This window comes from Ezakiella sp. (assembly GCF_034180565.1).
Taxonomy (GTDB): domain Bacteria; phylum Bacillota; class Clostridia; order Tissierellales; family Peptoniphilaceae; genus Ezakiella.
Map to the genome: position 1 here is coordinate 88,776 of NZ_JAXFOB010000022.1, position 25,750 is coordinate 114,525.

Below are 25,750 nucleotides of genomic sequence, written 5' to 3' on the forward strand. Positions count from 1 at the left end.
TATGTCAGGACATTCAAAATGGAACAATATTAAAAACAAAAAAGGTAAAGAAGACGCAAAGAGAGCACAAGCATTTACAAAAATTGCTAAATATATAATGGTTGCTGTTAAAGAAGGGGGAACAAATCCTGATTTTAACCCATCTTTAAAGGCTGCAATAGATAAAGCTAAAGCTGTAAATATGCCTGCCGACAATATCGACAGAGCTATTAAAAAAGGTGCAGGTGAACTCGACGGCGTAAGTTATGAAGAAATAACTTATGAAGGATACGGTGGAGACGGCGTTGCAATTATGGCACACTGTTTGACCGACAACAGAAACAGAACGGCAGCAGATGTACGTCACGTTTTTGATAAATGCGGCGGAAATCTCGGAACAACTGGCTCGGTTTCATATATGTTTAATATGAAGGGCTACATTGCAATCGAACAAGATGAAGACAATCCGATTGATGTTGACGAACTCATGCTTGAAGCAATTGATGCCGGCGCAGAAGATGTTCAAGCTGAAGACGATGTAATTGAAATTTTTACGGACCCGAAAGACTATGACACTGTAAAGACAGCGCTTGAAAACAAAGGTTATGCAATTGCTGCATCTGAAGTTACATTCATTCCGGACACGGAAATTGAAGTTGAAGAAGAAAAGCGAGCAAAGATTGAAAGGCTTATAGATTCTCTTGAAGAACTCGATGACGTTCAAGAAGTTTATCACAATTTGGCAGATTAATAAATATGAAAACTAAACTAAAGCCCGTTACGTACGGGCTTATATTTTTAATATTTATATTTGCTCTGATTTTTTCCGTACTCGTTTTGTCGTTTAACAAAAGAATTTATAAATCTGTTTATAGGAGCGATGAAAATATAAAGGAATTCAGCGGATTTACCGAAGAGGAGTATCTTGGGGAAATAAAAAGACTTAAGGGATATCTTTTTAATACGAGAGAAGATTCGAGTTTAATTGATTCGGTCTATAGCGAAGACGAGGTCAGCCACATGAAAGATGTCTATAGGCTTTTTCGAATGGTAAGAATTATTTGTATTTTAAGCTTTTTTTCGGCGGCGTTTATTATAATCAAAAATAAAAAGTGTATTTCATCAATCGATATTTCGAGAAGATGGTATTTGTTTATAGTATTCCCGGTTTTAATTTTTGCGCCTGCGATTATAAATTTTGAAAAGTTTTGGACTGCGTTTCATAAAGTTTTATTTTCTAATGATCTTTGGCTCATGGACCCGAGATATTCTCTAATGATTAATTTATTGCCGGAGAAAATATTTTATTCGATATCGATGATGACTATAATTGTTTATTTTATTATAGTTTTGGTTGCAGTTCTATGTTTTAGATTTTTTTCAAAAAGAGAGGAGAAGGTTTCCTATGGAACTAAGTAAATATTTTGACCACACGAATTTGAATCCGAATGCTGTTGAAAGTGATATAATAAAACTTGTGGATGAAGCGAAAAAGCTGAATGTTAAAAGCGTTTGCGTAAATCCATCGTTTGTAAAATTGGCTCACGAACTCTTAAAAGACAGCGATGTTGAGGTTTGTACGGTCGTCGGTTTTCCGCTCGGACAAAACACAACTGCCACAAAAGTTTTTGAAACAAAAGATGCGATCGAAAACGGTGCGGATGAAATTGACATGGTAATAAATGTGGGAAAACTTATTCAATGCGATACAAAATATGTTTCGAACGAAATTAAGAATATAAAAAAAGTTTGCGGAGAAAGGGTTTTAAAGTGCATAATCGAAACTGCACTTTTAACAGACGAAGAAATTCTTTCGGCATCAAAGATTGTTATGGAATCGGGAGCGGATTTTGTTAAAACTTCAACAGGTTTTTCAACAAGAGGTGCATCGGTTCATGACATATTGCTTATAAAAAGTGTTGTAAGTGGGGAATGCGGGATAAAAGCCGCAGGTGGAATAAGAGATAAAAAGTTCGCAATGGATCTAATTGAAGCCGGAGCAACAAGAATTGGAGCAAGCAAATCAAGTTCAATACTTACGCAAAATTAGGAAGTAATAGGATAAAAACGGGGTTATAATGCCCGTTTTTTTTATTACTTTTTTTTATTGTCATAAAACGGTAATAATTAGTGGTAAATCGCCATTCTTTACGGTAAAATATAAGTAAGTGGAGGGAAGTGGTGCTAAGTGGCACTAAGTGGAGATATGGCTGATTTAGATTTTGCTTCAATTGAAAATAGCATGTTGGGCTCATATGAACACACTGTTGACGGAAAAGGCAGACTTATAATTCCGTCAAAGCTGAGAAGCTCGCTCGGTGAAAGGTTCTTTGTAACAATAGGACTTGATCACTGTTTATTTGCGTATAATGAAGAAAATTGGATAAAATTCCAAAATCATATTTCATCGCTTCCACTCTCCAAAAAAGATGCAAGACGTTTGCAAAGAAGCTTCTTCTCAATGGCTGCAGACGTTACAACGGACAAACAGGGAAGGATACTTATTCCGGCAAAGCTGCGAGAATATGCCGGACTTGACAAAGATGTTATTTTACTTGGACTTGCAAACAGAGTTGAAATATGGTCCAAGGAAAGATACGAAGATTACAACGATTTTGAAGACAGCGAAGACGCACTTGAAGAAGTTATGGAAAAGTTTAATTTCGGAGGTGGTCTTGATGGAGACATTTAGCCACAAAAGTGTACTCTTAAATGAGACGATTGACGGTTTAAACATAAAGCCTGACGGATTATATTTGGACGGAACTGTCGGCGGTGGCGGACATAGTTATGAAATTGCAAAAAGACTTACAACGGGTCGTCTTGTATGCATCGACCAAGATGAGGATGCTCTAAAGGCGGCAAAGGAGAAGCTTAGAGAGTTTAAAGATAAGACAACTTTTATAAGAGGCAATTTCAAAAATATGAAAGAACTTTTGATGCCATATGGATTATTCGGATTTGACGGAATAATGCTTGATATCGGAGTAAGTTCATATCAAATTGATGAAAAATCAAGAGGGTTTACAATTAGGGATGACGCTCCACTTGATATGAGAATGGATAGAAGACAGTCTCTCACAGCTGAAGAAATCGTAAATGAGTACAGTCTTGAAGAGCTTACAAAAATTTTCTTTGAATACGGCGAAGAAAGATTTTCAAAAAAGATCGCTCAAAATATTGTAGACGAAAGATTAAACGGAAGAATCACAAGCACAAATCAATTAAATGACATAATAAAAAAATCGGTTTTAGGGGCACCGGACAAAAAGACGAAGTCGCTTTTAAGAATTTATCAAGCTCTTAGAATTGAAGTAAACGATGAATTAAATGCACTTCAATCGGCAATAGAGGACGCATTCTTTCTTTTAAAAAGCGGTGGACGACTTGCAATTATATCGTTTCATTCGCTCGAAGACAGAATCGTAAAAAACGCATTCAGATATTACGAACTCGATTGTATCTGCGATCCGAAGCAACCCGTTTGTACATGCGACAAAGAAAAAACGGGGAATGTTATTACAAGAAAACCGATAACAGCTTCTAAAAATGAACTTAAGGAAAACAGTAGAGCTCACAGTGCAAAGCTCAGAATAATAGAAAAAATATAAGGAGGAAATATGACAAATTTAGCATATGAAATTAAAAATGAAGATTTGGATTCAAAGCGCAAAAAGGCTCTTGCAGTAAAAAAGAAGAACGAAAAAGCGCTTAAAAGAAAGTTGATGAGAGATGCTTCACTTGCATTATTTGTGATTATTTCCTTTGCATTTTCTTATATAAACGGCAGAGCCGGAGTATCAAAATTGCAATCTGAAGTAAATCACATAAAAACAAATATTGCCACAGTTCAAAAGGAAATTGATTTGAAGGAAGCAAAGCTTGAAAAAATTCGCTCCTCAAAATTGGTCGAAGAACAAGCTCAAACTCTTCTTGGAATGATTTATCCGGGAGAGAATGACAAGATTTATATAAATTCACAAGAAACACAAGAAAAAGTTTTAGTAAAAAAGAAGACTTTTGATACAATCTTTGGAGCATTATTCAGATAATGAAGAATAAAATAAATAAAAGGATTAAAAAGACAAACAAACTTAGAAACGGTAGAGTTTTGTTTGTGGTTTTTGGAATTTCTTTATTCGCTATATATGTTTTGTTTAAACTTTTTGATGTTGCTATCATAAAAGGGGCGGCATTAAAAAAAGATGCACTTTCCCAATGGACAAAAAGCTACAGTATAAATAATACTCGTGGGGAGATTTTGGATTCGGAAGGAACCAGACTTGCTTTTAATATTCCGGCATACACAGTTTGGCTAAATCCAAATACTTACAAGGGAACTGCAGAGGACGGCTCCGGTGGAAACAAGAATAAGGAAAAATTTGTTCAGGAAGTTGCTGAAGTTTTTGATTTGGACACGGAAGACATTTTAAAAATTCTTGAAGGCGAAAAAAGAACTAAAATTGTTCAATGGGCGCCGGAAACAAATGTGGAAGAAATAAGAAATTTGGAAGACTTTGATACGAAAGGTCTTGAAATAGAGGAAAGAGAAAGACGCTTTTATCCGGACGGATTTATGTATGACCATATTTTAGGTTTTACGGACATTGACCAAAACGGTCTTTCCGGACTTGAACTAACGATGAACGACAGTCTTTTCGGTGAACCGCAAAGAGTTATAAAGATGACGGACATGTATAACAAGATATTGCCGTTTTCGGAAGTAAAGACATTTGGCGGCGACGGAAGAGGGGACGTCATTTTAACAGTTTCTGATAAAATTCAACGAATTGCAGACAGAGAAGCATTAAGAGCGAAAGAAGAAAACAATGCGAAGAGTGTTTCGGTAATTGTTATGGACCCGACGAACGGGGACATTCTTGCGATGACCGACACAAATAAATATGACAATAACAATCCGCGAGCTCCAAGAGATGAAGCGCAGGCGGAAGAGTGGAAAGATAAAACTAATGATGAAATGATCGGGGAGTGGCAAAAGAATTGGAACAATTTAAATGTGAATGTTCTTTACGAGCCAGGCTCCACTTTTAAGACGGTCACTTTATCTGCGGCAATAGAGGAAGGACTTGCAGACGATTCTACAGACCTTTATTGTAATGGTGCCGTTACAGATATTCCGGGAATTGTGTTAAGATGTGTAAGGTGGCAAAATCCGCACGGGAAACTTGACATCACGCATGCATATTCCGAAAGCTGTAACGTTGCATTTATTCAAATCGCAAGAAAACTTGGACGTGAAAAATTCCTTAAGTATATAAAAGCGTATGGCTTTGGAGAAAAGAGCGGCGTTGATTTGAACGGTGAACAAAGCGGTATTATACCGCAAACTGTTTTAGATATGACACCGGCAACACTTGCGACTGTAAGCTATGGACAAGGAATTGCGAGCACAAATATACAATCTTGTATGGCGATGTCAGCCGCCGTTAACGGAGGATATCTTTTAAAACCGAGAATTGTGAAAGAAATTCGCTCAAACGGAGAAGTTATAAAAAGATTTCCTGTGGAAATCAGAAGAAAAGTTATTTCCAAGAGAACGTCTGACAAGATGAGAGAAATTATGGAAGTGACAGTAAATGAAAACAATAAACTTGGACGTGTTGAGGGCTTCAGAGTCGGCGGCAAATCGGGAACGGCGATGGTTCCGGACAAAGGAAAATATTTAAAGGATAAATACATTGCTTCATTTGTCGGTGTTGCGCCGATTGATGACCCGAAAGTTTTGGTTTTTGTTTCAGTTGAGGAACCTGGAAATGGTATTCCTTACGGAGGAACGATTGCCGGACCTGTCAGCTCGAGGATTATGTCGGATATTTTCCCGATTTTGGGAATAAAGCCAAGCACAGAAACAACTGAAGAAAAGGAAGAAGTTCTTTCGGTTCCGGACATTATGGGCATGAGCCTTAAAGATGCAGCAAAGCTTTTAAATGAAAGCAAAGTTAAATTTAGACTTGACCAAGACGACATTAAAGAAAATTCAATTGTAGAAGAAGTCAATCCGGCGGTCGGTTCGTATATCGGTAAAGACGATATAGTGCTTATCGAGGTTAAAAATTTAAAACCTGAGGAAGAAGTTCCGAATTTTAAGGGACTCACTATTGACGAAGCGAAGGAATTGGCAAAGAGTCGTGGAATAAAGATTAATACTTCAGGCAAAGGCAAGTGTGTAAAGCAAACTGCTGAGCCGGGAAGTGAAATTAAAGATGACATGAGAATAGATTTAGTATTTGAAGAGGAATAGAATGGATTATTTTTATCTTATAGCAGCATTTGTTGTATCCGTATTTTTGGGTGAATGGACTGTTGCTTATTTGAGAAAACTGAAAATGGGACAGGAGATAAGAGAAGAGGGACCTAAAAGTCATTATGTGAAGGCGGGCACTCCTACGATGGGCGGAATATTTTTTATTGCCGCCTATGTGATTTTATCGATTGTTTTTATGATATTTAAAGAATGCGATATTAAAGTTGCGATATTTCTATTGGTTGCGCCGCTGCTTTTCGCAGGAATCGGTTTTTTGGACGACTACGAAAAGATTGCGAAGAAAAACAATTTGGGGCTAACCGCAAAACAAAAACTCGTTCTCCAAATAGTATTCTCATTTGCAATGACTCTTTATGTGAGATTTGTACTCAAATTCGATACGGATATATATATTCCGTTTATGAAAAAAACAGTTGATATCGGGATATTTTATTTTCCGTTTATGATTTTAGTTATAACGGGTTCAACAAATGCAGTCAATTTGACTGACGGACTCGACGGATTATGTGGTGGAGTAAGTGCAGTTGTGCTTGTGGCTCTTGGAATTGTGTCGCGTCATATGCCTCAGTTTGAAGTGGAGTATATGTCACACATTCTTTCAGGGGCGCTCCTTGGATTTTTGGTTTACAATATATATCCTGCAAAAGTTTTCATGGGAGACACGGGTTCTCTATTTCTTGGAGGATATTTGGCAACGGCATTTATGCTTATGAAGCAACCGATTCATCTTGTTATTCTTGGATTGGTTTATGTAATTGAAACACTTTCTGTAATAATTCAAGTTTTATATTTCAAAAAAACGGGAAAGAGATTTTTCAAGATGGCACCGATTCACCATCACTTTGAAATGAAGGGACATCATGAAAAGGATATAGTCACGGCATTTGTAATAATAACTTTTGTTATTGCAGTAGTTTATATTATTTTTACAAGGAATGGTATATTATGATTCTGGTTATGGGTTTACAAAAAACGGGACAAAGTATCACGGACTATCTTACAAAAAAAGATAGGTCTTACTGCGTCTATGACAAAAAAGAAGAAGTTCTTTTAAGATATGAAGTTTTGGGGATAAAGACTTACAAAGACGACGAACCGATTACAGATCGCTCAATCGACCTTGTTGTAAAAAGCCCGGGAATACCTCCTTATGAGCCGCATATAAAATATTTTAAATCAAAGGGTATTCGCGTGATTTCAGACGTTGAATTCTTTTATATGGAATTTAAGCCGAAAAATATAATTGCGATAACGGGCACAAATGGAAAAACAACTACGACAGAGATGGTGTATGAACTTTTGAAAAAAAGAGAACCTGTGCTCGCCGGAAATATCGGAATGACAATTTTTAGTAATGACATGGACAGAGACAGGGACGATATTTATGTGTTCGAACTTTCGAGTTTTCAACTTGAAAACACCGACACGTTCAGGCCGAGAGTTGCAGTTTTGTTAAATATTGAAGAAGATCATCTCGATTGGCACGGAAGTTTTGAAAATTACAAAAAGGCAAAGTACAAAATCTTCAAAAACCAACGTCCGGGAGATGCACTTATAATAAGTGCGGACCACATTAACGAATCGGAAATTCGCACAGCTGCAGATATCTACAAACTCTCTCTTGACAAAAAGGAAGGCATGAATGCATATTTGGATGGCGACGACGTCGTTTTTGATATAAATGATTTCAAAAAAAGAGTTCCTATTTCAAAGCTCAGATATAAAGAAAAGCACAATATTATAAACTTTATGGCTGCGGTTTTGGCTGCAAGCTTTTACGAACTCACGGACGAAATGTTAGATGATTTTCTGGGTACTTTTAGACTTGATTATCACCGAGTCGAATTTGTCGATGAGGTAAGTGGGGTCACATTTATTGACGACTCAAAAGCTACAAATCCGTCGGCGACAGTTTCGGCTATAATGAGCACGCCGGAAAACACAACACTTCTTCTCGGCGGTTTTGATAAAAAGACCGATTTTACAGATTTGATAAAACTTGGCGGGGAAAAAGTTAAAAGTATGATTTTCTTCGGCGATATAAATGGAAAACTTAAAGAAACTGCTGATAAACTGGAAGTTATGAACTATTTTATGGCGGACAGATTAATTGATGCATTTACAAAAGCGGTGGAAATTTCAGAACCTGGAGATACTGTTCTTTTGAGCCCGGGCGCATCAAGCTTTGATGAGTTTAAAGGCTACGAAGAAAGAGGAGATTATTTTAAAGAACTTGTAAGGGAATTAAAAGATGGAACAATCAAACGTATATAGAATAAGACCAAAATTTGATTATGTTTTGTTTTTATCTATATGGGCGCTTGTTCTTATCGGAATTTTGATGGTTTATTCGTCGAGCTATCCAATCGGAATAAAAGAAAAAAATAACGGCACTTATTTTTTCATGAGACATTTGGTCTTTATCCTTATTGGAACGATAGCGATGTTTGTTGCAATGGTTTTTCCATTAAAGACACTCAGAAAATACAGTGGATTTATTTGGCTTATGACAGTTGGACTATGTATTATACCGTTCTTCTCTCCGCCGATTGAAAACACATACAGATGGATAAATGTTTTTAATAAATTTACGTTGCAGCCGTCGGACTTATTAAAAGTTTCGGCAGCACTACATTTTCCGGTAATTTTGTCGAGGACGAGAAAGTCCGATGTTGAGAGACTTGTTTTTTCGTTGGGATTTATAGGGCTTAATGTGGGACTTGTATATCTTCAAAGAGACCTTTCAACCGCGCTTGTAATTGCAGCAGCTCTTTTCGTAATGTATTTTGTGACTACTATGAAAATAGGCGAAGCAATGGTTTATGCAATGGCTGTCCCTGTAGGGGTATTTTATATAGCAAACAAGGGATTTAGATCGAACAGAATCAAGGCGTTTTTGGATCCGTTCTCAGACAGTTTAAATGTAGGATGGCACACGATTCAAGGAATGTACGCGGTTGCAAACGGAGGACTTTGGGGAGTTGGAATCGGAAATTCGATTCAAAAATACTTTTATGTATACGCTGCGTACTCCGACTATGCATTTGCAATAGTTGTCGAAGAGCTTGGATTTGTGAGAGCAGCATTGATTCTACTTTGTTATTTTTTTATATCTTTTAAATTTATAACATACGGACTAAGAATGATGGACACATTCACATCCACATTTTTGATTGCAGTTGGAACATATATCGGATTTCAAAGTTTAGTTCATATGGGAGTTGTTGTTAATGCGGTCCCGTCGACCGGTATAACGCTTCCGTTTATTAGCTACGGGGGAACCTCGATTTTGGCATATTTCACTATGGTTGGACTTGCTTTTAATATTTTAAACCATTGTCCGAGAAGGGAGCTTAAATGATATATTTTATAAGCGGTGGAGGAACTGCGGGACACATTTATCCTGCGATTTCAATTGCCGATTCAATTCGAAAAATAGATGAAAATGCAAAATTTTATTATGTCGGAATCAAAGGAAAACTTGAAGAAGAAATCGCGAAAAAAGAAGGATATGAATTTTTGCCGGTAACTTCTATGCCGCTCATTTTAAAACCGTCGGTCAAAGCTGTAAAGAGTTTTAATTCGTTTGTTAAAGGTGTAAAAACATCAAAAAAGTACATTGATAAATACAAGCCGGACGCAATAATATGTACCGGCGGATATGTTTCGGGACCGATAGGATACGCTGCAAAGCTTAGGAAAGTTCCGCTATACATTCACGAGTCAAATGCATATCCCGGCATTACCACAAATTTTTTGGATAGATTTTCAAGAATCACATTTCTTCCGTATGAAAGTGTAAAAGAAAATTTTAAAAACAAAAAGAATAAAGTTGTTGCGGGTACTCCCATAAGAAGTCAATTCAATATGGAAATTAAAGATGAAAATCATAAACTCACTGTTTTGTCTTTTGGCGGAAGCGGAGGTCAAAAGTCTTTGAACGAGGCAGTAGGTGGAATATTTAACGAATATAACGATTTTAAATATGATTGGATACACATTTGCGGCAGAAATTGGGAGAAGGAGTTTCATGAATTAGTTCCTGAATTACCTGAATACGCGACGGTTTATACTTATTATCACGAGTTTTATGAACTAATGAAAAAAGCGGATTTAGTAATTTGCGGATGCGGCGCACAAACTTTGAACGAAGTGAGCGCTATGAAAAAACCGTCGGTACTGATTCCTAAGATGAATGTTGTAAAAAATCATCAATATTTCAATGCAAAGAAATATGAAGATGAAAATGCCGGGGTCCTAATAAAGGAAACGGATTTAAATAAAAATATTTTGCTTGAGGTTGTCGACAAACTAATGAACGACAGAGAAAAGCTTCGAGCTATGGGAGAAAATGCGGGACACCTTTTTGTAAGGGACTCAGCGGATATTATTGCAAAAAATATTTACGAGGATTTGAAGAGATAGATGAGAAGAGTTTCCGGAAAAGAAAGAAGAAGAATAAGACAAGCAAGAAATTTGGGCATTACAATAAGTTTGTTTTTGTCCATAATTTTGCTTGCTTTTTTGTATATTGGAAGCATTTTTAATATAGAGAACATTGAAACTTCCGGAAATCACAAGACATCATCGAGTGACCTTATAAACGGTAGCGGCATTCGTTTCGGCGAAAATATTTTCAAAGTAAGCACAAAAGAAGCCGAAGAGAATTTGCTTAAACTTCCGTATGTGAAAACGGCGAGTGTTACGAGAGAAAAGAAGAACACAATCAGAATTACTGTTGTTGAAAGGGAAGAGGTTTTCAGCATTCTTTCAAACGGGGTGATATTCACATGTGACAGAGACGGAAGAATACTTTCAAAGAGTAAAACTACAAGTGTTTATCCGATTGTTAAGGGAATTGATGTAAACGATTCGGATTTGGGGCTTAATATTTTTGAGGAAAATGAAGATATTGAACCTTTAAGAGATATTATAACCACCGCAATCGATATGGATATAATTGACAAATATCTCGAGATTCGTTTGCAAAAAAACAAGGAATTCGGTCTTACAAGAGTTGGAAATATAAAGATTGATTTTGGGAAGAGCGAAAGAATCAAAAACAAGTTTAATTTTATTGAAAAAACATTAGAGTCTTTGGAGGCAAAGGGAAAAACGACAACGCTTATAAAACTCAATATGGATCCGCCTGTAACATTTTTAAAGGACGGTGAGAAAGTTGAAGAATAAGCTTGGGCTTGCGATAATTGCAATTCTTTTGGGGCTTTTAATCGGGCTTCAAATAAGAACTATAAATTTAAATACTTCACAGAAAAAAGACGGGAGCACTCTTCGAGCGAAAGAGCTTGCGGAGCTTTTGAAGAAGTCTCAAGAAGAAAGGGACCGACAAAAAGAAGAGATTCAAGAGCTTAATAAAAAGTTATACGAATATGAAAACAAGTTAAAAACAAAAGATAATTCGAACAGCGAGCTTTACGACGAAATAGAAAAGCTTAAAATAATTGCAGGGCTAACAGATGTAAAGGGACGTGGAATTGAACTTAAAATTTCGGTTCCGTCAAATGTGTCGAATGTAACGGAAGATGTTATTGCGGACAATCCGGAAACTCTTTTAAAGCTTATCAGCGCATTAAACGCAGCGGATGCGGAGGCAATCTCGATAAACGGACAAAGAATAACTTCGACATCCGAAGCCGAAAGAGCGGGCAATTTTCTTCAAATCAACGGAGTCGCAATCGCTTCGCCATATATTGTTAAAGCAATTGGCGATTCAGATACACTAAAGTCGGCTCTAAAGATTAAGTCGGGAGTGGTTGATACACTTAATGCACTTGGTTTGGTTGTAGATTTGACGGTAAAAGAAGATGTTGAAGTCGAGAAGCTTCAAAAAATGCCTGATATTCATTTTACAACGGAAGTGAAGACGGATGACAAATGATGTTATGAAAAACATTTTGTTTGGAGTGCTTTCGGTAATTTTAGGAGTTTTAATTTCTATGAGCGTCAAGGAAAAGTCGGAGATAATGAGTCCAATGTCTATTGAAAAAATAGAAAATTACAACAGAGAACTTAGTGTGATTGAAAATCAAATAAATGTAGATAGAGAAATTATCTCTCACATTAAATCTTCAATCGAAGAAAAAAGCAGTCCGGAGTACCTGGAGGAGATGAAATTAAGCCTTCAAAATGAGCTCAAGGAGCTGAAAATTTTATCCGGCAAATATGATATAAAAGGCGAGGGAGTTATTATCGAAATTGATGACTCAAAAGATGAAGATTTTAAAAACACAAATCTCGGTGTTATTCATGACATAGATATAATGATAATTTTAAATGAACTCAAATGCGCGGGCGTTGATGCGATAAGCATTAACGACATACGAGTTATGGGCGAGAGCGAAATAAAATGTATGGGACCGACAGTTCGAGTTGACGGACATTCTAAAGCAACGCCGTTTATAATAAAAGCGGTTGGAGATATGGAGATGATTTATAATATGATGAACGACAAAAATTCGTATTTAAAACTTTTGGAGTCGACATATTATATGGATGTAAAAATAGAGAAAGATAAGAATATAGTAATTCCGAAAAGTGATAGGAGGATTTAGTTGTGTCAATTGTACTTGTTGGAATTTTAATCGGTATTATAATCGGAATTTTTATTCCGTACACATACAATACTGTTTACAGCCTTTATGTGTCAGTTATAATATTAGCTTCGCTCGATTCTATTTTGGGAGGACTTAATGCGGATCTACAAAATAAATTTGATACAAAGATATTTATGTCCGGTTTAATCGGAAATACTTTTATCGCTGTTTTTTTAACATATTTTGGAGATAGAGTCGGAGTTCCGATTTATTATGCCACAATAGTTGTGTTTGGGACACGTATTTTTAACAACTTTGCTGAAATAAGAAGAATTTTGATAAAAAAATTAGAAAAAAAAGAAAAAGTATGATATAATATAAATAAATATATGGAGGATTAATATGATTGATTTTGATATGGACGTTGATAAGTTTGCCAAGATTAAAGTAATTGGTGTTGGCGGAGGCGGAAACAACGCCGTGAATAGAATGATTGAATGCGGGGTAAAGGGCGTTGAATTTATTGCGCTTAATACCGACAGACAAGCATTACAAACAAGTAAAGCAGAATCAAGAGTTCAACTCGGCGAAAAGATTACTAAAGGACTTGGCGCAGGTGCAAATCCAAGCATTGGAGCACAAGCTGCACTTGAAAACAAAGATGAAATAATTGAGCATTTGCAAGGAGCCGACATGGTTTTCATTGCAAGTGGTATGGGTGGAGGCACAGGAACAGGAGCTGCTCCTGTTGTTGCTGAGCTTGCAAAGGATATGGGTATTCTCACTGTCGGGGTTGTTACAAAACCATTCACATTTGAAGGCAGACAAAGAATGAAAAATGCAGAGACCGGAATTAACGAACTCAAAATGAAGGTCGACACATTGGTTACAATTCCAAATGACAAGCTTTTACAAATTGCTGAAAAGAAGACAACAATGAAAGAAGCTTTCATGATGGCAGACGATGTTTTAAAACAAGGTATTCAAGGTATTTCCGATTTGATTTCGGTTCCTAACCTCATCAACCTTGACTTTGCTGACGTCAAGACAATCATGGCAGATCAAGGAATTGCTCACATGGGTATCGGTTACGCTCAAGGTGACAACAGAGCTTGCGAAGCTGCTAAGGAAGCAATCGAAAGTCCGCTTCTTGAAACTTCAATTGAAGGTGCAAAGAGTGTTCTTATTAATATCACAGGCGGAGATGACCTTGGAATGCTCGAACTTAACGAAGCTGCTGACTTCATCAGACAAGCTGTTGATCCGGATGCAAATATCATTCTCGGTGCAGGAATTGACGAGTCTCTCGGAGATTCAATCAAGATTACCGTTATTGCTACCGAATTCGGTGAAAAGAAGGAAAAGAACGGAGAAGAAAAGACTTCTGAAAAAGAAGAAAAGGAAGAAGATAAATCAGCTTCCACATCATCAAAGGGTTTACCTTGGGACTTAGATATCCCGCCGTTTCTTAAGAACTAATTTCGATTAGAAGACAATAACAATAGGTCCGTACAAATTAATTAATTTAGTTTGGCGGACCTTTTTTTAGCGCATAAGGAGGTTTATATGTATTGTCCTAAATGTGGATATATAGATTCTAAAGTTGTCGACTCAAGACAAAGTGAAGATCGGAAAACTATCAGAAGAAGACGCGAATGCCTTAAATGCAAACATAGATTTACGACATATGAAAGATACGAGGAAACTCCTTTAGTTGTACAAAAGAAGGACGGTACAACTGAAGAGTTCGATAGAGAAAAAATACTTAAAGGAATTATAAGAGCTGCTGAAAAAAGACCTGTTTCAATTGAAGCGATGAACGAAATTGTCGACTCAATTGAGAAAGAACTGTCAAACTCAATGGCAAGGCAAATTAAAAGCAAGAAAATCGGCGAGATGGTAATGGACAGATTGAAAGATGTCGATGAAATAAGCTATGTCAGATTTGCAAGTGTATATAGAAGTTTTAAAGATACTCAAAGTTTTTATGACGAGCTGAAGAAGATGATAGAAGAAAGAGGAAATAATGGCGACAAATAAAATAAAATTGGCGGCTTTTGATATGGATGGAACTCTTTTAAATGATAAAAAGGAGATAACACCAAAAACCGAAAAAGTTTTAAAGGAACTTCAAAAACAGGGTGTGGAACTCGCTTTTATCACAGGTAGAGTATATGTAAGTCCTTATTATTATGCAAAAGTTCACGGACTGGATTTGATGATTGCGGCGACAAACGGCTCTCATGTTGTAGATAAAAATGGCAATGTAATATATGAGGCGAAGCTCGACAAGGAAACTGTCAATAAAGTTCTTGATTTACTTAAGGACACCGGTTTTTATTTTCATCTCTATCCGATTGACGGTCTTATTACAAGCGAAGAAAATTCGAGCAATCCGCTCTCGGAGATTCATGGTAGAATGCCTGAGGGCTATGAAGATAAAATGCGCCGTGTGATTCTTCCTTATGATGAACTTTATAATATAGATGACGATATTTATAAGATTATAATTATCACGGATGACAACGAAGCGAGACTTAAGTTCAGAGAACTTCTCGATAATGAAGGGATATTCAACTCCTCTTCGTGGCAAAACAATATCGAAATTACATCATTTAAGGGCACGAAAAAGTATGGCGTAGAAGCTATGCTTAAAAATCTCGGAATCAGTTGGGACGACGTTTGGGCTTTCGGAGACAACGAAAATGATCTGCCGATGCTTCATCTTGCGGGGCATCCTTTTATTATGGGAAATGCAACGGATGAAATAAAAAAAGAGAGTAGGGCGACAGTAGTTGGCGACAATGATGAAGAGGGTGTTGCCAATGCACTTATTAAGGAGTTTAATTTAAATTGTTAAATATAGTATTTTTTGAACCGGAAATTCCGTATAACACAGGTGCTATTGCGAGAACTTGCGCACTTACAGACACGAGGCTTCACCTTATAAAGCCTCTAAGTTTTTCGATTGACGAAAAGGCGGTTAGACGTGCGGGACTTGACTATTGGCCACTTGTTGATTTGCATTTGTATGAAAATTATGAAGATTTTAAATCCAAAAATCCGGGGGTAACTTTATATTGTGCGACAACAAAGGGGCAAATCAGATATTCGGATGTGAAATTTAAAGATGAAGACTTTATAATGTTTGGACGTGAAACGTCAGGTCTTCCGCCGGAAATAATGGAAGAAAATCATGACAATCTTATAACTATACCTATGATACCGGAGTTAAAAAGAAGTTTGAATCTCGCAAATTCGGCAAATATAATTTTGTATGAAGCGCTTAGACAACTCGATTTTCCATTTGTTCACTAGTTTATAGAAATTTAAAAGTGCTTTAAATTACTTTTAATAATTATTTTTTTATGATATTATTTAGGTGTAGTTTATTTTTAAGGAGATAATATGGAAATTGCTATGAAAGTTATCTGCGGCTTGGGTCTTTTTATGTATGGTATGACCCTTATGGGCGAAGGACTTCAAAAAGCTGCAGGAAGTAAGCTTAAAGCCATTGTAGGTGCTCTTACTCAATCCACATTCAGAGGAATACTTGTAGGTGCACTGGTTACATGTTTAATTCAATCAAGTAGCGCAACAACTGTTATGGTTGTCGGTTTTGTAAATGCAAACATAATGACTTTGAATCAAGCAGTTGGAGTTATTATGGGTGCAAACATCGGAACGACAATAACATCGTTTATCATTGCACTTAATTTGGGACAGTATTCGCCTATTTTGGTGGGAGTCGGAACTCTTTTTTATCTTATAGGCAAAACAAAATCTACAAAGTCACTCGGTGAATCATTTTTGGGATTCGGTCTTTTATTTCTTGGAATAATGATGCTTGAGCAGGGGTTGGAACCTTTGAGCAACAATCAACTATTCTCAAATTTCATGCAGCAATTGAATTCGCCGTTTTTAGGTTTACTTATAGGTGTTATTGCAACAACAATACTACAAAGCTCATCTGCAACTGTAGGAATTATGCAGGCTCTCGGGATGCAAGGGCTCATGCACATAGGAGCGGCTTTTCCAATGCTTCTCGGTACAAATATAGGAAGTACGACTACTGCGATATTGAGTTCTCTTGGTGCACATAAAACTGCAAAAAGAGCTGCGCTTATTCACTTTTTATTTAACTTTATAGGTTCTATAATTTTTATGATAATATTCATAATAATAAAACCGTGGTATGTTGCTTTTATGGAGGCGAATATCTCAAGTCTCCCTACTCAAATAGCAGTGTCTCACCTTGCATTCAACCTTATAAATACAATACTTTTTCTTCCGTTTATCAATGGACTTGTAAAAGTGACTGAAAAGATTATACCGGGGGTTGATAAGGATCAAGAACAAGTTTCAATTTATCTTGACGACCGTATTTTACAGACACCGGCAATTGCTCTTGGACAGGCTACAAAAGAAATGGAAAGAATGAGCGATATGGTCAAAACTTCACTCCGTGAGGCGGAAAATTTAATAGTTTATGGCGACAGAACGAAGTTTGACACCATAATGGAAAGGGAGTCAATAATAAATAAAATGCAAAGAGAGATAACGGCATACCTTATAGAACTTAGCCACTCTCCACTTTCCGACGAGCAACATAAAGATGTTGATGACCTATTTTATATGATAAGCGATATTGAAAGATGTGGAGACCATATAAAAAACATTGCGGAACTTATAGACGACATAGATAAAGACTCTATAAAATTTGACGATGTACTAAGAGAGCAAATGAAAAATATGTTCGATGAATGTTCTCTTTCATTCGAAACGTCAATAAAAGCATTTGTAGGAAGAGATGCTGACCTTGCAAGAGAAGTATTTAAGATAGAAGACCATGTTGACGATATGGAAGAGGAATACAGACAAAATCACATAAGAAGACTTTCAAACAAGTACACTGACGCACCGCCGGGAATTATATTTTTGGATTGCATATCAAATCTTGAAAGAGTCAGTGACCACAGCAATAATATCGCCACATACGTTGTCAATAGGGAAAACGTATAGGAAATATTTATAAAAAAAATTAAAAATATTTGAAAAAGCTATTGCATTCTTAGCGCATAAATGATACAATGTAAGTACAAGCTAATAACGACTGGTTGATTTCAAACGGGAGAGACCGCAATATATAGTGGCGCCGAAGGTATAATAAGGATGTCTTAGAAGGACTCAGGCAAAAGGACCGTTTGAGGGACAGACCTCTGGAAAGGAATTTATTCGCCGAAGGAGCAATCGATATAAAATTTGAGAATCTCTCAGGTAAAAAATACAGAGCCAAAATAGGTTCTGTATTTTATTGTTTAAAAGCTTGTAAACTTTCGAAGTTGTTACAGTGTAGTAACAATGTTTAAGAATTGTTTATTATATGCCACAAAGGGTATATGTATAATAGATAATCGTATTAAGGAGGAATATTATGTACGACGTGATCGTTATTGGTGCGGGTCCTGCAGGACTTGCAGCAGGACTCTATGCTTCAAGAGCTAGACTTAAGACACTTATTCTTGAAAAAGAAAAGGCTGGTGGACAAATTGTTATTACGGATGATGTTGAAAACTATCCGGGTTCAGTTGAAAATGCTTCAGGTCCAAGCCTAATTAAAAGAATGAAAGACCAAGTTGATAACTTCGGTGCTGAATTCGTTTTAGATTCAGTTCAAAAAGTTGAACTTGAAGGTAAAGTTAAGAAAGTAATCGGTAAAGACAACACATATGAAGGAAAGACAGTAATTGTTGCAACAGGTGCAACACCAAGAAAAATTGGCTGTCCGGGAGAAGTTGAATTCACAGGAAGAGGCGTAAGCTATTGCGCAACATGTGACGCTAACTTCTTTGAAGATATGGAAGTTTATGTTGTCGGCGGTGGAGATTCTGCTTTCGAAGAAGCGATGTATCTTTCTAAATTTGCAAGAAAGGTTACACTCGTTTACAGAAAAGGCAAGGAAGAAGCTCGCGCTGCTGAAAGTATCAAAGAAAAAGCTTTCAAAAATCCGAAACTTGACTACATCTGGAACGCAAATGTTGTAGAAGTAAAAGGTGATGGAATTTTAACAAGCATTGTTCTTGAAGATACAAATACACATGAAAAACGCGAAATCTTCGCTGATGAAAACGACGGAACATTCGGTCTATTCGTATTCGTCGGATATATTCCTAAGAACGAATTGGTTGAAGGAATCCTCGATATGGAAAACGGATATGTTGTTACAGATGAAAACATGCACACAAATATTCCGGGAGTATTCGCAGCAGGAGACAACCGTAAGAAAGAATTAAGACAGGTAGTTACAGCTACTGCAGACGGCGCTATTGCCGCAACACAAGCTGAAAAATATATAAACGAACACTTTGAATAATAAGGAGGTTTCAAGATGTTAGAAGTAACAAAAGACAATTTTGAACAAGAAGTTAAAAAAAGTGAAGGATTTATCCTAGTTGACTTTTGGTCACAAGCATGCGAACCATGTAAGGCACTTATGCCACATGTTCACGCAATGGAAGAAGATTTCCCTAATGTAAAATTCTGTTCATTCGATATCGGAACAGGCAGAAGAGTTGCAATCGGAGAAAAAGTTTTAGGACTCCCTGTTATTGCTATCTACAAAGATGGTGAACAAGTTTACAGATTAGACAAAGAAGAAGCAACTAAAGAATCTGTACGCGAAATGCTTGAAAAGACAAAATAGTCTTTTAAATAAACTCACAACCCCGGAGAAAAGGGGGGAGACCAAAAGTCGAAAAGCCCTGACGGGAACCTGAACTATTCCCTTATGGGGCGCCCTATCACATAAGTGATATAATCTATAGAATGGTGCGGCATTAACCGCAAGGAGATTGACATATTTAACTGCCTGTTTGTGAGATACGTTCAGGCGGTTCAAATATAAATTAAGTTTTTTAAGGAGGTGAGTTTATGCGTCTCGAAATTGGTAATATCATCATTAAAGATATTCAATTCGGTGATAAAACCGAGATAAAAGATGGTACACTTTTTGTTAACAAACAAGAAATCATCGACTTGGTTTTAGAGGATGAACACATCAAATGTGCTGATGTATTTTTAGCACGTCCGGGTGAAAGTGTAAGAATTACACCTGTTAAGGATGTTGTTGAACCACGCGTAAAAGTAGAAGGTCCAGGCGGAGTTTTCCCGGGCGTCTTGTCAAAAGTTGACATCGTCGGAAGCGGTAAAACTCACGTACTGAAAGGTTGTGCAGTTATGACAACCGGTAAGATCGTCGGATTCCAAGAAGGAATCGTTGACATGACAGGTCCGGGAGCACAATATACACCGTTCTCAAAAACTCTAAATATTGTTCTAAAAGCAGATCCAATCGATGGACTAAAACAACACGAACATGAAAAAGCTCTCAGATATGCAGGTTTTAAAACAGCTGCTTATCTAGCAGAAGCCGGAAGAAATTTAGAGCCGGATGAGACAGAAGTGTATGAAACACTCCCATTCATGGAAGGAGCAGAAAAGTTCAAAGGACTACCGAGAGTAGCTTATGTACAAATGCTTCAATCACAAGGATTGCTCCACGACACATATGTTTATGGAGTAGATGCTAAGCAAATCGTTCCTACAATTTTGTACCCGACAGAATTATTTGACGGTGCAATCATCAGTGGTAACTGTGTATCAAGTTGTGATAAGAACCCGACATATGTTCACATGAACAATGAAGTTGTTAAAAACTTATATAAAGTTCATGGAAAGGACATAAACTTCGTCGGTATGATTATTACAAATGAAAACGTCTATTTAGCTGACAAGGAAAGATCATCTAACTGGACAGCTAAGTTATGCAGAATGCTTGACTTGGACGGAGTAATCGTATCACAAGAAGGTTTCGGAAACCCTGATACTGACTTGATTATGAATTGCAAAAAGATAGAAAAGCAAGGAGTAAAGACAGTTATTATTACTGACGAATATGCAGGAAGAGATGGCGGAAGCCAATCACTTGCCGACGCAGATCCTTTGGCAGATGCTGTTGTTACAGGTGGTAACGCAAACCAAGTAATTGATTTGCCGCCGATGGACACAGTAATCGGAGACACTCAATATGTAGACATTATTGCAGGTGGCTTTGACGGATCACTTAGAGAAGATGGTTCAATCGAAGTTGAAATCCAAGCAATAACCGGCGCTACAAATGAAACCGGATTTAACTATTTAACCGCAAGAGGAAAATAGTATAATTCAAAATAAAAACTAGAGGGAAACCTCTAACCATTTCATTCATTAAATTGAAAGGAAAAACACTATAAATATTTTAAGGAGGAAACCATATGTTATTTACAGATAGCACAAAGGTCATCATCATTGGTGACAGAGATGGTATCCCAGGTCCAGCTATGGAAGAATGCATAAAGACGACTCCGGCTGAAGTAGTATTTAGTGCTACAGAATGCTTCGTCTGAACCGCCGCAGGAGCTATGGACTTGGAAAACCAAAACAGAGTTAAAGAAGCCGCAGAAAAATACGGCGCAGAAAACGTTTTAGTTTTACTAGGTGGGGCAGAAGCTGAAACAGCAGGATTAGCTGCTGAAACAGTTACAGCCGGTGACCCTACATGGGCAGGTCCGCTCGCTGGAGTCTCGTTGGGACTCAAGGTGTACCACGTTTTAGAAGAAGAAGTTAAAGCTGAAGTCGATCCTGACGTTTACGATGAACAAATCGGAATGATGGAAATGGTTCTCGATGGGGATGCTATCAACGCTGAAATTAAAGCGATGAGAGACGAACATTGTCAATATCTATAGATTATAAATAACCTTAAAGAAAGGGGGTAAGAATATGGGAGATGTAATTAGAGTAGTTCACTATATCAACCAATTCTTTGCAGGTATCGGAGGCGAAGAAAAAGCCGACATTAAACCTGAAGTAAGAGATGGAGCAGTTGGTCCAGGTAATGCACTCAAAGGCGCATTCAAAGGACAAGCAGACATTGTAAAAACAATCATCTGCGGAGACTCATACTTTGGTGAAAATATAGAAGAAGCTAAAAAAGAAATTCTCTCTATTGTAGAAGAAATAAAACCTGATTTATTCGTTGCAGGTCCTGCTTTTAACGCCGGACGTTACGGTGTAGCTTGTGCTACTATCGCAGATGCAGTGCAAAATGAATTAGGAATCCCATCAGTAACAGGAATGTATGTTGAAAACCCTGGTGCAGATATGTTTAAGAAATCTGTATATATCGTTGCTACAGGAAACTCTGCAGCAGCTATGGGTAAAGCAGTTCCTAAGATGGCAGCACTTGGACTTAAACATGCCAAGGGCGAAGAAATTGGAGATCCGGACACAGAAGGATATATGCCAAGAGGTATCAGATACAACATGTTCAGCGACAAGAGAGGTGCTGAAAGAGCTGTTGATATGCTCTTAAAGAAATTAAGAGGCGAAGAATTCGTAACAGAATACCCAATGCCAAATTTCGACAGAGTTGATCCAAATCCTGCTGTTAAAGATCTTGCTCATGCAAAGATTGCTCTTTGTACATCAGGTGGTATTGTTCCTAAGGGAAACCCTGATCATATTGAATCTTCATCAGCAAGTAAATACGGTGAATATGATATCACAGGTGTTAACGACTTGACAGAAGAAACATATGAAACTGCACACGGCGGTTATGACCCTGTATATGCAAATGAAGACCCTGACAGAGTTTTACCTGTTGACGTTATGAGAGAATTTGAAAAAGAAGGAATTATTGGTTCACTTCACAACAAATTCTACACTACAGTCGGTAATGGTACAGCTGTTGCAAGTGCAAAGAAATTTGCTGCTGAATATGCTAAGAAATTAAAAGCTGACGGAGTAGATGCAGTTATAATGACCTCTACCTGAGGCACCTGTACACGTTGCGGTGCAACGATGGTAAAGGAAATTGAACGTGCTGGACTCCCAGTTGTTCATATGTGTACTGTTGTTCCTATTTCTCTTACAGTTGGTGCAAATAGAATTGTTCCTACAATTGCTATTCCTCACCCGCTCGGAGATCCAAAATTGGATAAATCGGAAGAATATGCACTTAGAAAGAAACTTGTTAGCAAAGCACTTGAAGCCCTAACAACAGAAGTTGACGGACAAAAAGTATTTGACTAATTATTTTAGACCGGGGGCATTAGTCCCCGGTCATATTTTTATGGAGGTGTAATTTGAGTTACTCAGTAAACAAAGGTAGTGGTTATGTTCTTATTCAAGCACCGGATATGGTTCTTCATAACGGTACAACACAAACCACAGAAATGGTAGTTAATCCAGAAAGCGAATATTTAAAGAAATTACCGGAACATTTAAGATCATTTGACGATTGCGTTGCATATCTTCCAAACCAAGTTTATATTGGAAACAAAAGACCGGAAGATTTAGATGAAATTCCGGAACCATGGACAGATTATAAGGTTGAAAATGCCGACAGACATGGTAAATTCGGTGAAATCATGCCGCAACATGAATTTATCGGACTTATCAAGATGGTCGACGTATTTGATCTTGTAAGACTTGAACATGAATTCTCAAATCATTGTAAACAAGCAATCCTTGACCACCCATTAATTGACAATAAGCATGCTGAGAGATTAAAGGATGGAGCAGATATTGAAGAAATTGAAGATCTTGTCAAGAATCACGGCGCTGAACCTTTGATGGACAACAACAAACTTGTCGGTTGTGTAAAACGTGCTCATGACGTTGACGTTAACTTGACAGCTCATATCATTTTTGAAAACCTTGTAGCAAAGGCTTCAGGTGTATTGGCAGCTTTAAACTGTATTGATAAGAGTGGATTTGACCCTAAGGAAATCGATTATGTTATCGAATGCTCTGAAGAAGCTTGCGGAGATATGAACCAAAGAGGCGGAGGAAACTTTGCTAAATCTATTGCTGAATTCGCAGGACTTGAAAATGCAACAGGTTCCGATATAAGAGGATTCTGTGCTGCACCTTCACACTCATTACTCGCTGCAAGTTCACTTGTAGCAGCAGGAACATTTAAAAATATTCTTGTTGTAGCAGGAGGATGTACAGCAAAACTCGGTATGAACGGTAAGGACCACGTAAATAAAGGACTTCCAATTATCGAGGATTGTATTGGTGGTTTTGCAACTATTATCGGGGAAAATGATGGAAAGAATCCAATAATGAGAAACGACATTGTTGGACGTCACACAGTTGGAACAGGTTCTGCACCTCAAGCTGTTATTCAATCACTTGTAACAAATCCGCTTGATGCAGCCGGATTAAAAGTTACAGATGTCGATAAATTTGCTCCTGAAATGCAAAATCCGGATATCACAAAACCGGCTGGAGCAGGAGACGTTCCTGAAGCTAACTACAAGATGATTGCAGCACTTGCTGTAAGAAAAGGCGACATGGAAAAATCAGAATTAAAAACTTTCTCTAAAGATCACGGCTGGAGAGGATGGGCCCCTACACAAGGACATATCCCTTCAGGGGTTCCGGCACTCGGCTATATGAGAGAAGATATGCTTTCCGGAAAAATTAAGAGGAGTATGATTATCGGTAAAGGAAGCTTGTTCCTAGGAAGAATGACAAACCTATTCGACGGTGTTTCAATTGTTCTTGAAGCAAACGACGGCAAGAAGGGAGAAGAGTCACAAGGAGTTTCTGAAGATACTATTAAGAAGTATGTAGCAGAAGCTATGAGAGATTTTGCGGCTTCTTTTAAAGCTGAATAGGAGGGGAATTCATGTCTGAACAAAATATCAAAAAGATGATAGCTGATGTTTTTGAAGATATTGCAACAGGTATTGAAACAGGTGGATTCGCAAAAAAAGTTAGAGTTGGTGTAACAACTATCGGTTCTGAACATGGTGAAGAAAATGTCATCAAAGGTGCTGAAATTGCACAAGAAAAAGATCCTTCAATAGAAGTTGTACTGATTGGACACAAATGCGATTCTAAATTAAAACAATACAATGTTGAATCTGATGAAGAAGGCTATAAAGTAATGGAAGAACTTCTCGACAGTGGTGAAATTGATGCATGTGTTACAATGCACTATAGTTTCCCAATCGGAGTAAGTACAGTTGGACGTGTTGTTACACCTGCAATGGGTTCTGAAATGACACTTGCAACAACTACAGGTACATCTTCTCCGCACAGAGTTGAAGCAATGGTATTAAATGCAATCGCAGGAATTATCACTGCAAAGGCAATGGGCAATCCTGAACCAACTCTTGGAATTCTTAATGTCGATGGAGCAAGACAAGTTGAAAGAGCACTTAAAGAAATTGATAAAGGCGGATACAAAATTCATTTCGCTGAATCTGCAAGAGCAGACGGTGGTTGCGTGATGAGAGGAAACGACTTGTTGATGGGAACTCCTGATATCATGGTTACTGATACTTTGACAGGAAACCTGTTGATGAAAGTTTTCTCAAGTTATGTAACAGGCGGCAGTTTCGAAGCTCATGGATACGGCTATGGCCCTGGAATCGGTAGTGGATACGAAAGACTTATCTACATCATTTCACGTGCAAGCGGTTACCCTGTAATTGCAAACGCTATAAAATATGCGGCAGAATGTGTACGCGGAGATATTAAGAATCTTATTAAAGATGAATATAAAAAAGCAAACAAAGCGGGACTTGAAAAAGTTATAAATGACTTGGAAGAAGCTTCAAAGAAGACTTCAGGTCCTAAGGAAGAAGTCAAGGCTCCTGCTGAAGAAGTAACAGACGGTTCTATCGGTGGAATCGACATTCTTGAAATGGAAGATGCTGTTCAAGCTCTTTGGAAAGAAGGCATCTTTGCATCAAGCGGAATGGGTTGTACAGGACCGGTTGTTATGGTTAACAGCTCAAAACTTGATGCAGCTAAAAAAGTTCTTGCTAAAGCAGGATTTATGGCTGAAGAAACACCTTGTTAGTATTAAAAAGAT

Annotated in this window: 27 protein-coding genes and 1 riboswitch; all 27 genes read left to right on the top strand. The window is 37.5% G+C overall.

What is annotated here, in order from left to right; all coding sequences use genetic code 11:
* Nucleotide 1 precedes the first annotated feature (1 nt).
* The 27 genes from SPI61_RS04930 to grdD all read left to right on the top strand — a co-directional run bounded on the left by SPI61_RS04930 (nt 2) and on the right by grdD (nt 25,738).
* Nucleotides 2-730 carry a YebC/PmpR family DNA-binding transcriptional regulator gene (locus SPI61_RS04930; RefSeq protein WP_321137006.1) on the top strand — a complete coding sequence of 243 codons (729 nt, stop codon included), beginning with the start codon at nt 2-4 and terminating at the stop codon, nt 728-730.
* A 5-nt stretch (nt 731-735) separates the two neighbouring features.
* The gene (locus SPI61_RS04935; protein ID WP_321137007.1) at nt 736-1,398 is read left to right on the top strand and encodes a TIGR01906 family membrane protein; all 663 of its coding nucleotides are present in this window, start codon (nt 736-738) and stop codon (nt 1,396-1,398) included.
* Entirely contained in the window at nt 1,385-2,029 is a 645-nt protein-coding gene (deoC, locus tag SPI61_RS04940; protein ID WP_321137008.1) for a deoxyribose-phosphate aldolase, read from the top strand. Before SPI61_RS04935 ends, deoC begins: the two co-directional genes overlap by 14 nt.
* Nucleotides 2,030-2,221: 192 nt before the next feature.
* Nucleotides 2,222-2,671, top strand: a complete 450-nt coding sequence (mraZ, locus tag SPI61_RS04945; RefSeq protein ID WP_321137086.1) for a division/cell wall cluster transcriptional repressor MraZ — start codon at nt 2,222-2,224, stop codon at nt 2,669-2,671.
* Nucleotides 2,658-3,590, top strand: coding sequence for a 16S rRNA (cytosine(1402)-N(4))-methyltransferase RsmH (gene rsmH / locus SPI61_RS04950; RefSeq protein ID WP_321137009.1), 933 nt, complete (start codon nt 2,658-2,660; stop codon nt 3,588-3,590). Before mraZ ends, rsmH begins: the two co-directional genes overlap by 14 nt.
* Before the next feature lie 9 nt (nt 3,591-3,599).
* Nucleotides 3,600-4,031 (top strand): FtsB family cell division protein, encoded by a 432-nt coding sequence (locus SPI61_RS04955; RefSeq protein ID WP_321137010.1) that lies wholly within the window; start codon nt 3,600-3,602, stop codon nt 4,029-4,031.
* The gene (locus tag SPI61_RS04960) at nt 4,031-6,241 is read left to right on the top strand and encodes a penicillin-binding transpeptidase domain-containing protein (RefSeq protein ID WP_321137011.1); all 2,211 of its coding nucleotides are present in this window, start codon (nt 4,031-4,033) and stop codon (nt 6,239-6,241) included. Before SPI61_RS04955 ends, SPI61_RS04960 begins: the two co-directional genes overlap by 1 nt.
* 1 nt (nt 6,242) lies before the next feature.
* Nucleotides 6,243-7,214, top strand: coding sequence for a phospho-N-acetylmuramoyl-pentapeptide-transferase (gene mraY / locus SPI61_RS04965; protein ID WP_321137012.1), 972 nt, complete (start codon nt 6,243-6,245; stop codon nt 7,212-7,214).
* Entirely contained in the window at nt 7,211-8,539 is a 1,329-nt protein-coding gene (murD, locus tag SPI61_RS04970; RefSeq protein ID WP_321137013.1) for a UDP-N-acetylmuramoyl-L-alanine--D-glutamate ligase, read from the top strand. The genes mraY and murD overlap by 4 nt, the downstream gene beginning before the upstream one ends.
* The gene (locus SPI61_RS04975) at nt 8,517-9,626 is read left to right on the top strand and encodes a putative peptidoglycan glycosyltransferase FtsW (RefSeq protein WP_321137014.1); all 1,110 of its coding nucleotides are present in this window, start codon (nt 8,517-8,519) and stop codon (nt 9,624-9,626) included. The genes murD and SPI61_RS04975 overlap by 23 nt, the downstream gene beginning before the upstream one ends.
* A complete protein-coding gene (locus SPI61_RS04980; protein ID WP_321137015.1) occupies nt 9,623-10,690 on the top strand; it encodes a UDP-N-acetylglucosamine--N-acetylmuramyl-(pentapeptide) pyrophosphoryl-undecaprenol N-acetylglucosamine transferase in 1,068 nt (355 codons plus the stop codon). Before SPI61_RS04975 ends, SPI61_RS04980 begins: the two co-directional genes overlap by 4 nt.
* Nucleotides 10,691-11,455, top strand: coding sequence for a cell division protein FtsQ/DivIB (locus tag SPI61_RS04985; RefSeq protein WP_321137016.1), 765 nt, complete (start codon nt 10,691-10,693; stop codon nt 11,453-11,455).
* On the top strand, nt 11,445-12,164 hold the full coding sequence (locus SPI61_RS04990; protein ID WP_321137017.1) for a DUF881 domain-containing protein: 720 nt from the start codon (nt 11,445-11,447) through the stop codon (nt 12,162-12,164). The genes SPI61_RS04985 and SPI61_RS04990 overlap by 11 nt, the downstream gene beginning before the upstream one ends.
* Before the next feature lie 4 nt (nt 12,165-12,168).
* A complete protein-coding gene (locus tag SPI61_RS04995; RefSeq protein ID WP_321137018.1) occupies nt 12,169-12,837 on the top strand; it encodes a DUF881 domain-containing protein in 669 nt (222 codons plus the stop codon).
* 2 nt (nt 12,838-12,839) lie between these two features.
* Nucleotides 12,840-13,190, top strand: coding sequence for a small basic family protein (locus SPI61_RS05000; protein WP_321137019.1), 351 nt, complete (start codon nt 12,840-12,842; stop codon nt 13,188-13,190).
* 31 nt (nt 13,191-13,221) lie between these two features.
* Complete coding sequence (gene ftsZ, locus SPI61_RS05005; RefSeq protein ID WP_321137020.1) at nt 13,222-14,298, top strand: cell division protein FtsZ; 1,077 nt, start codon at nt 13,222-13,224, stop codon at nt 14,296-14,298.
* An 87-nt stretch (nt 14,299-14,385) separates the two neighbouring features.
* Nucleotides 14,386-14,859 (top strand): transcriptional regulator NrdR, encoded by a 474-nt coding sequence (nrdR, locus tag SPI61_RS05010; RefSeq protein WP_321137021.1) that lies wholly within the window; start codon nt 14,386-14,388, stop codon nt 14,857-14,859.
* Nucleotides 14,846-15,679: a Cof-type HAD-IIB family hydrolase gene (locus tag SPI61_RS05015; RefSeq protein ID WP_321137022.1), complete on the top strand. Its 834-nt coding sequence runs from the start codon at nt 14,846-14,848 to the stop codon at nt 15,677-15,679. The genes nrdR and SPI61_RS05015 overlap by 14 nt, the downstream gene beginning before the upstream one ends.
* Nucleotides 15,673-16,137 carry a tRNA (cytidine(34)-2'-O)-methyltransferase gene (locus SPI61_RS05020; RefSeq protein ID WP_321137023.1) on the top strand — a complete coding sequence of 155 codons (465 nt, stop codon included), beginning with the start codon at nt 15,673-15,675 and terminating at the stop codon, nt 16,135-16,137. The genes SPI61_RS05015 and SPI61_RS05020 overlap by 7 nt, the downstream gene beginning before the upstream one ends.
* Nucleotides 16,138-16,227: 90 nt before the next feature.
* Nucleotides 16,228-17,841, top strand: a complete 1,614-nt coding sequence (locus SPI61_RS05025; protein ID WP_321137024.1) for a Na/Pi cotransporter family protein — start codon at nt 16,228-16,230, stop codon at nt 17,839-17,841.
* Between the two features lie 96 nt (nt 17,842-17,937).
* A riboswitch (glycine riboswitch) is annotated at nt 17,938-18,032 on the top strand.
* A 221-nt stretch (nt 18,033-18,253) separates the two neighbouring features.
* Nucleotides 18,254-19,192: a thioredoxin-disulfide reductase gene (gene trxB / locus SPI61_RS05030; protein WP_321137025.1), complete on the top strand. Its 939-nt coding sequence runs from the start codon at nt 18,254-18,256 to the stop codon at nt 19,190-19,192.
* A gap of 15 nt (nt 19,193-19,207) precedes the next feature.
* Complete coding sequence (locus SPI61_RS05035; RefSeq protein WP_321137026.1) at nt 19,208-19,522, top strand: thioredoxin family protein; 315 nt, start codon at nt 19,208-19,210, stop codon at nt 19,520-19,522.
* A gap of 227 nt (nt 19,523-19,749) precedes the next feature.
* A complete protein-coding gene (locus SPI61_RS05040; RefSeq protein ID WP_321137027.1) occupies nt 19,750-21,036 on the top strand; it encodes a glycine/sarcosine/betaine reductase component B subunit in 1,287 nt (428 codons plus the stop codon).
* Nucleotides 21,037-21,131: 95 nt separating this feature from the next.
* Entirely contained in the window at nt 21,132-21,605 is a 474-nt protein-coding gene (grdA, locus tag SPI61_RS05045) for a glycine/sarcosine/betaine reductase complex selenoprotein A (protein WP_321137028.1), read from the top strand.
* A 34-nt stretch (nt 21,606-21,639) separates the two neighbouring features.
* On the top strand, nt 21,640-22,950 hold the full coding sequence (gene grdB / locus SPI61_RS05050) for a glycine reductase complex selenoprotein B (RefSeq protein WP_321137029.1): 1,311 nt from the start codon (nt 21,640-21,642) through the stop codon (nt 22,948-22,950).
* Nucleotides 22,951-23,003: 53 nt separating this feature from the next.
* A complete protein-coding gene (gene grdC / locus SPI61_RS05055; RefSeq protein ID WP_321137030.1) occupies nt 23,004-24,545 on the top strand; it encodes a glycine/sarcosine/betaine reductase complex component C subunit beta in 1,542 nt (513 codons plus the stop codon).
* 11 nt (nt 24,546-24,556) lie between these two features.
* Nucleotides 24,557-25,738 (top strand): glycine/sarcosine/betaine reductase complex component C subunit alpha, encoded by a 1,182-nt coding sequence (gene grdD, locus SPI61_RS05060; RefSeq protein WP_321137031.1) that lies wholly within the window; start codon nt 24,557-24,559, stop codon nt 25,736-25,738.
* Nucleotides 25,739-25,750: the final 12 nt, after the last annotated feature.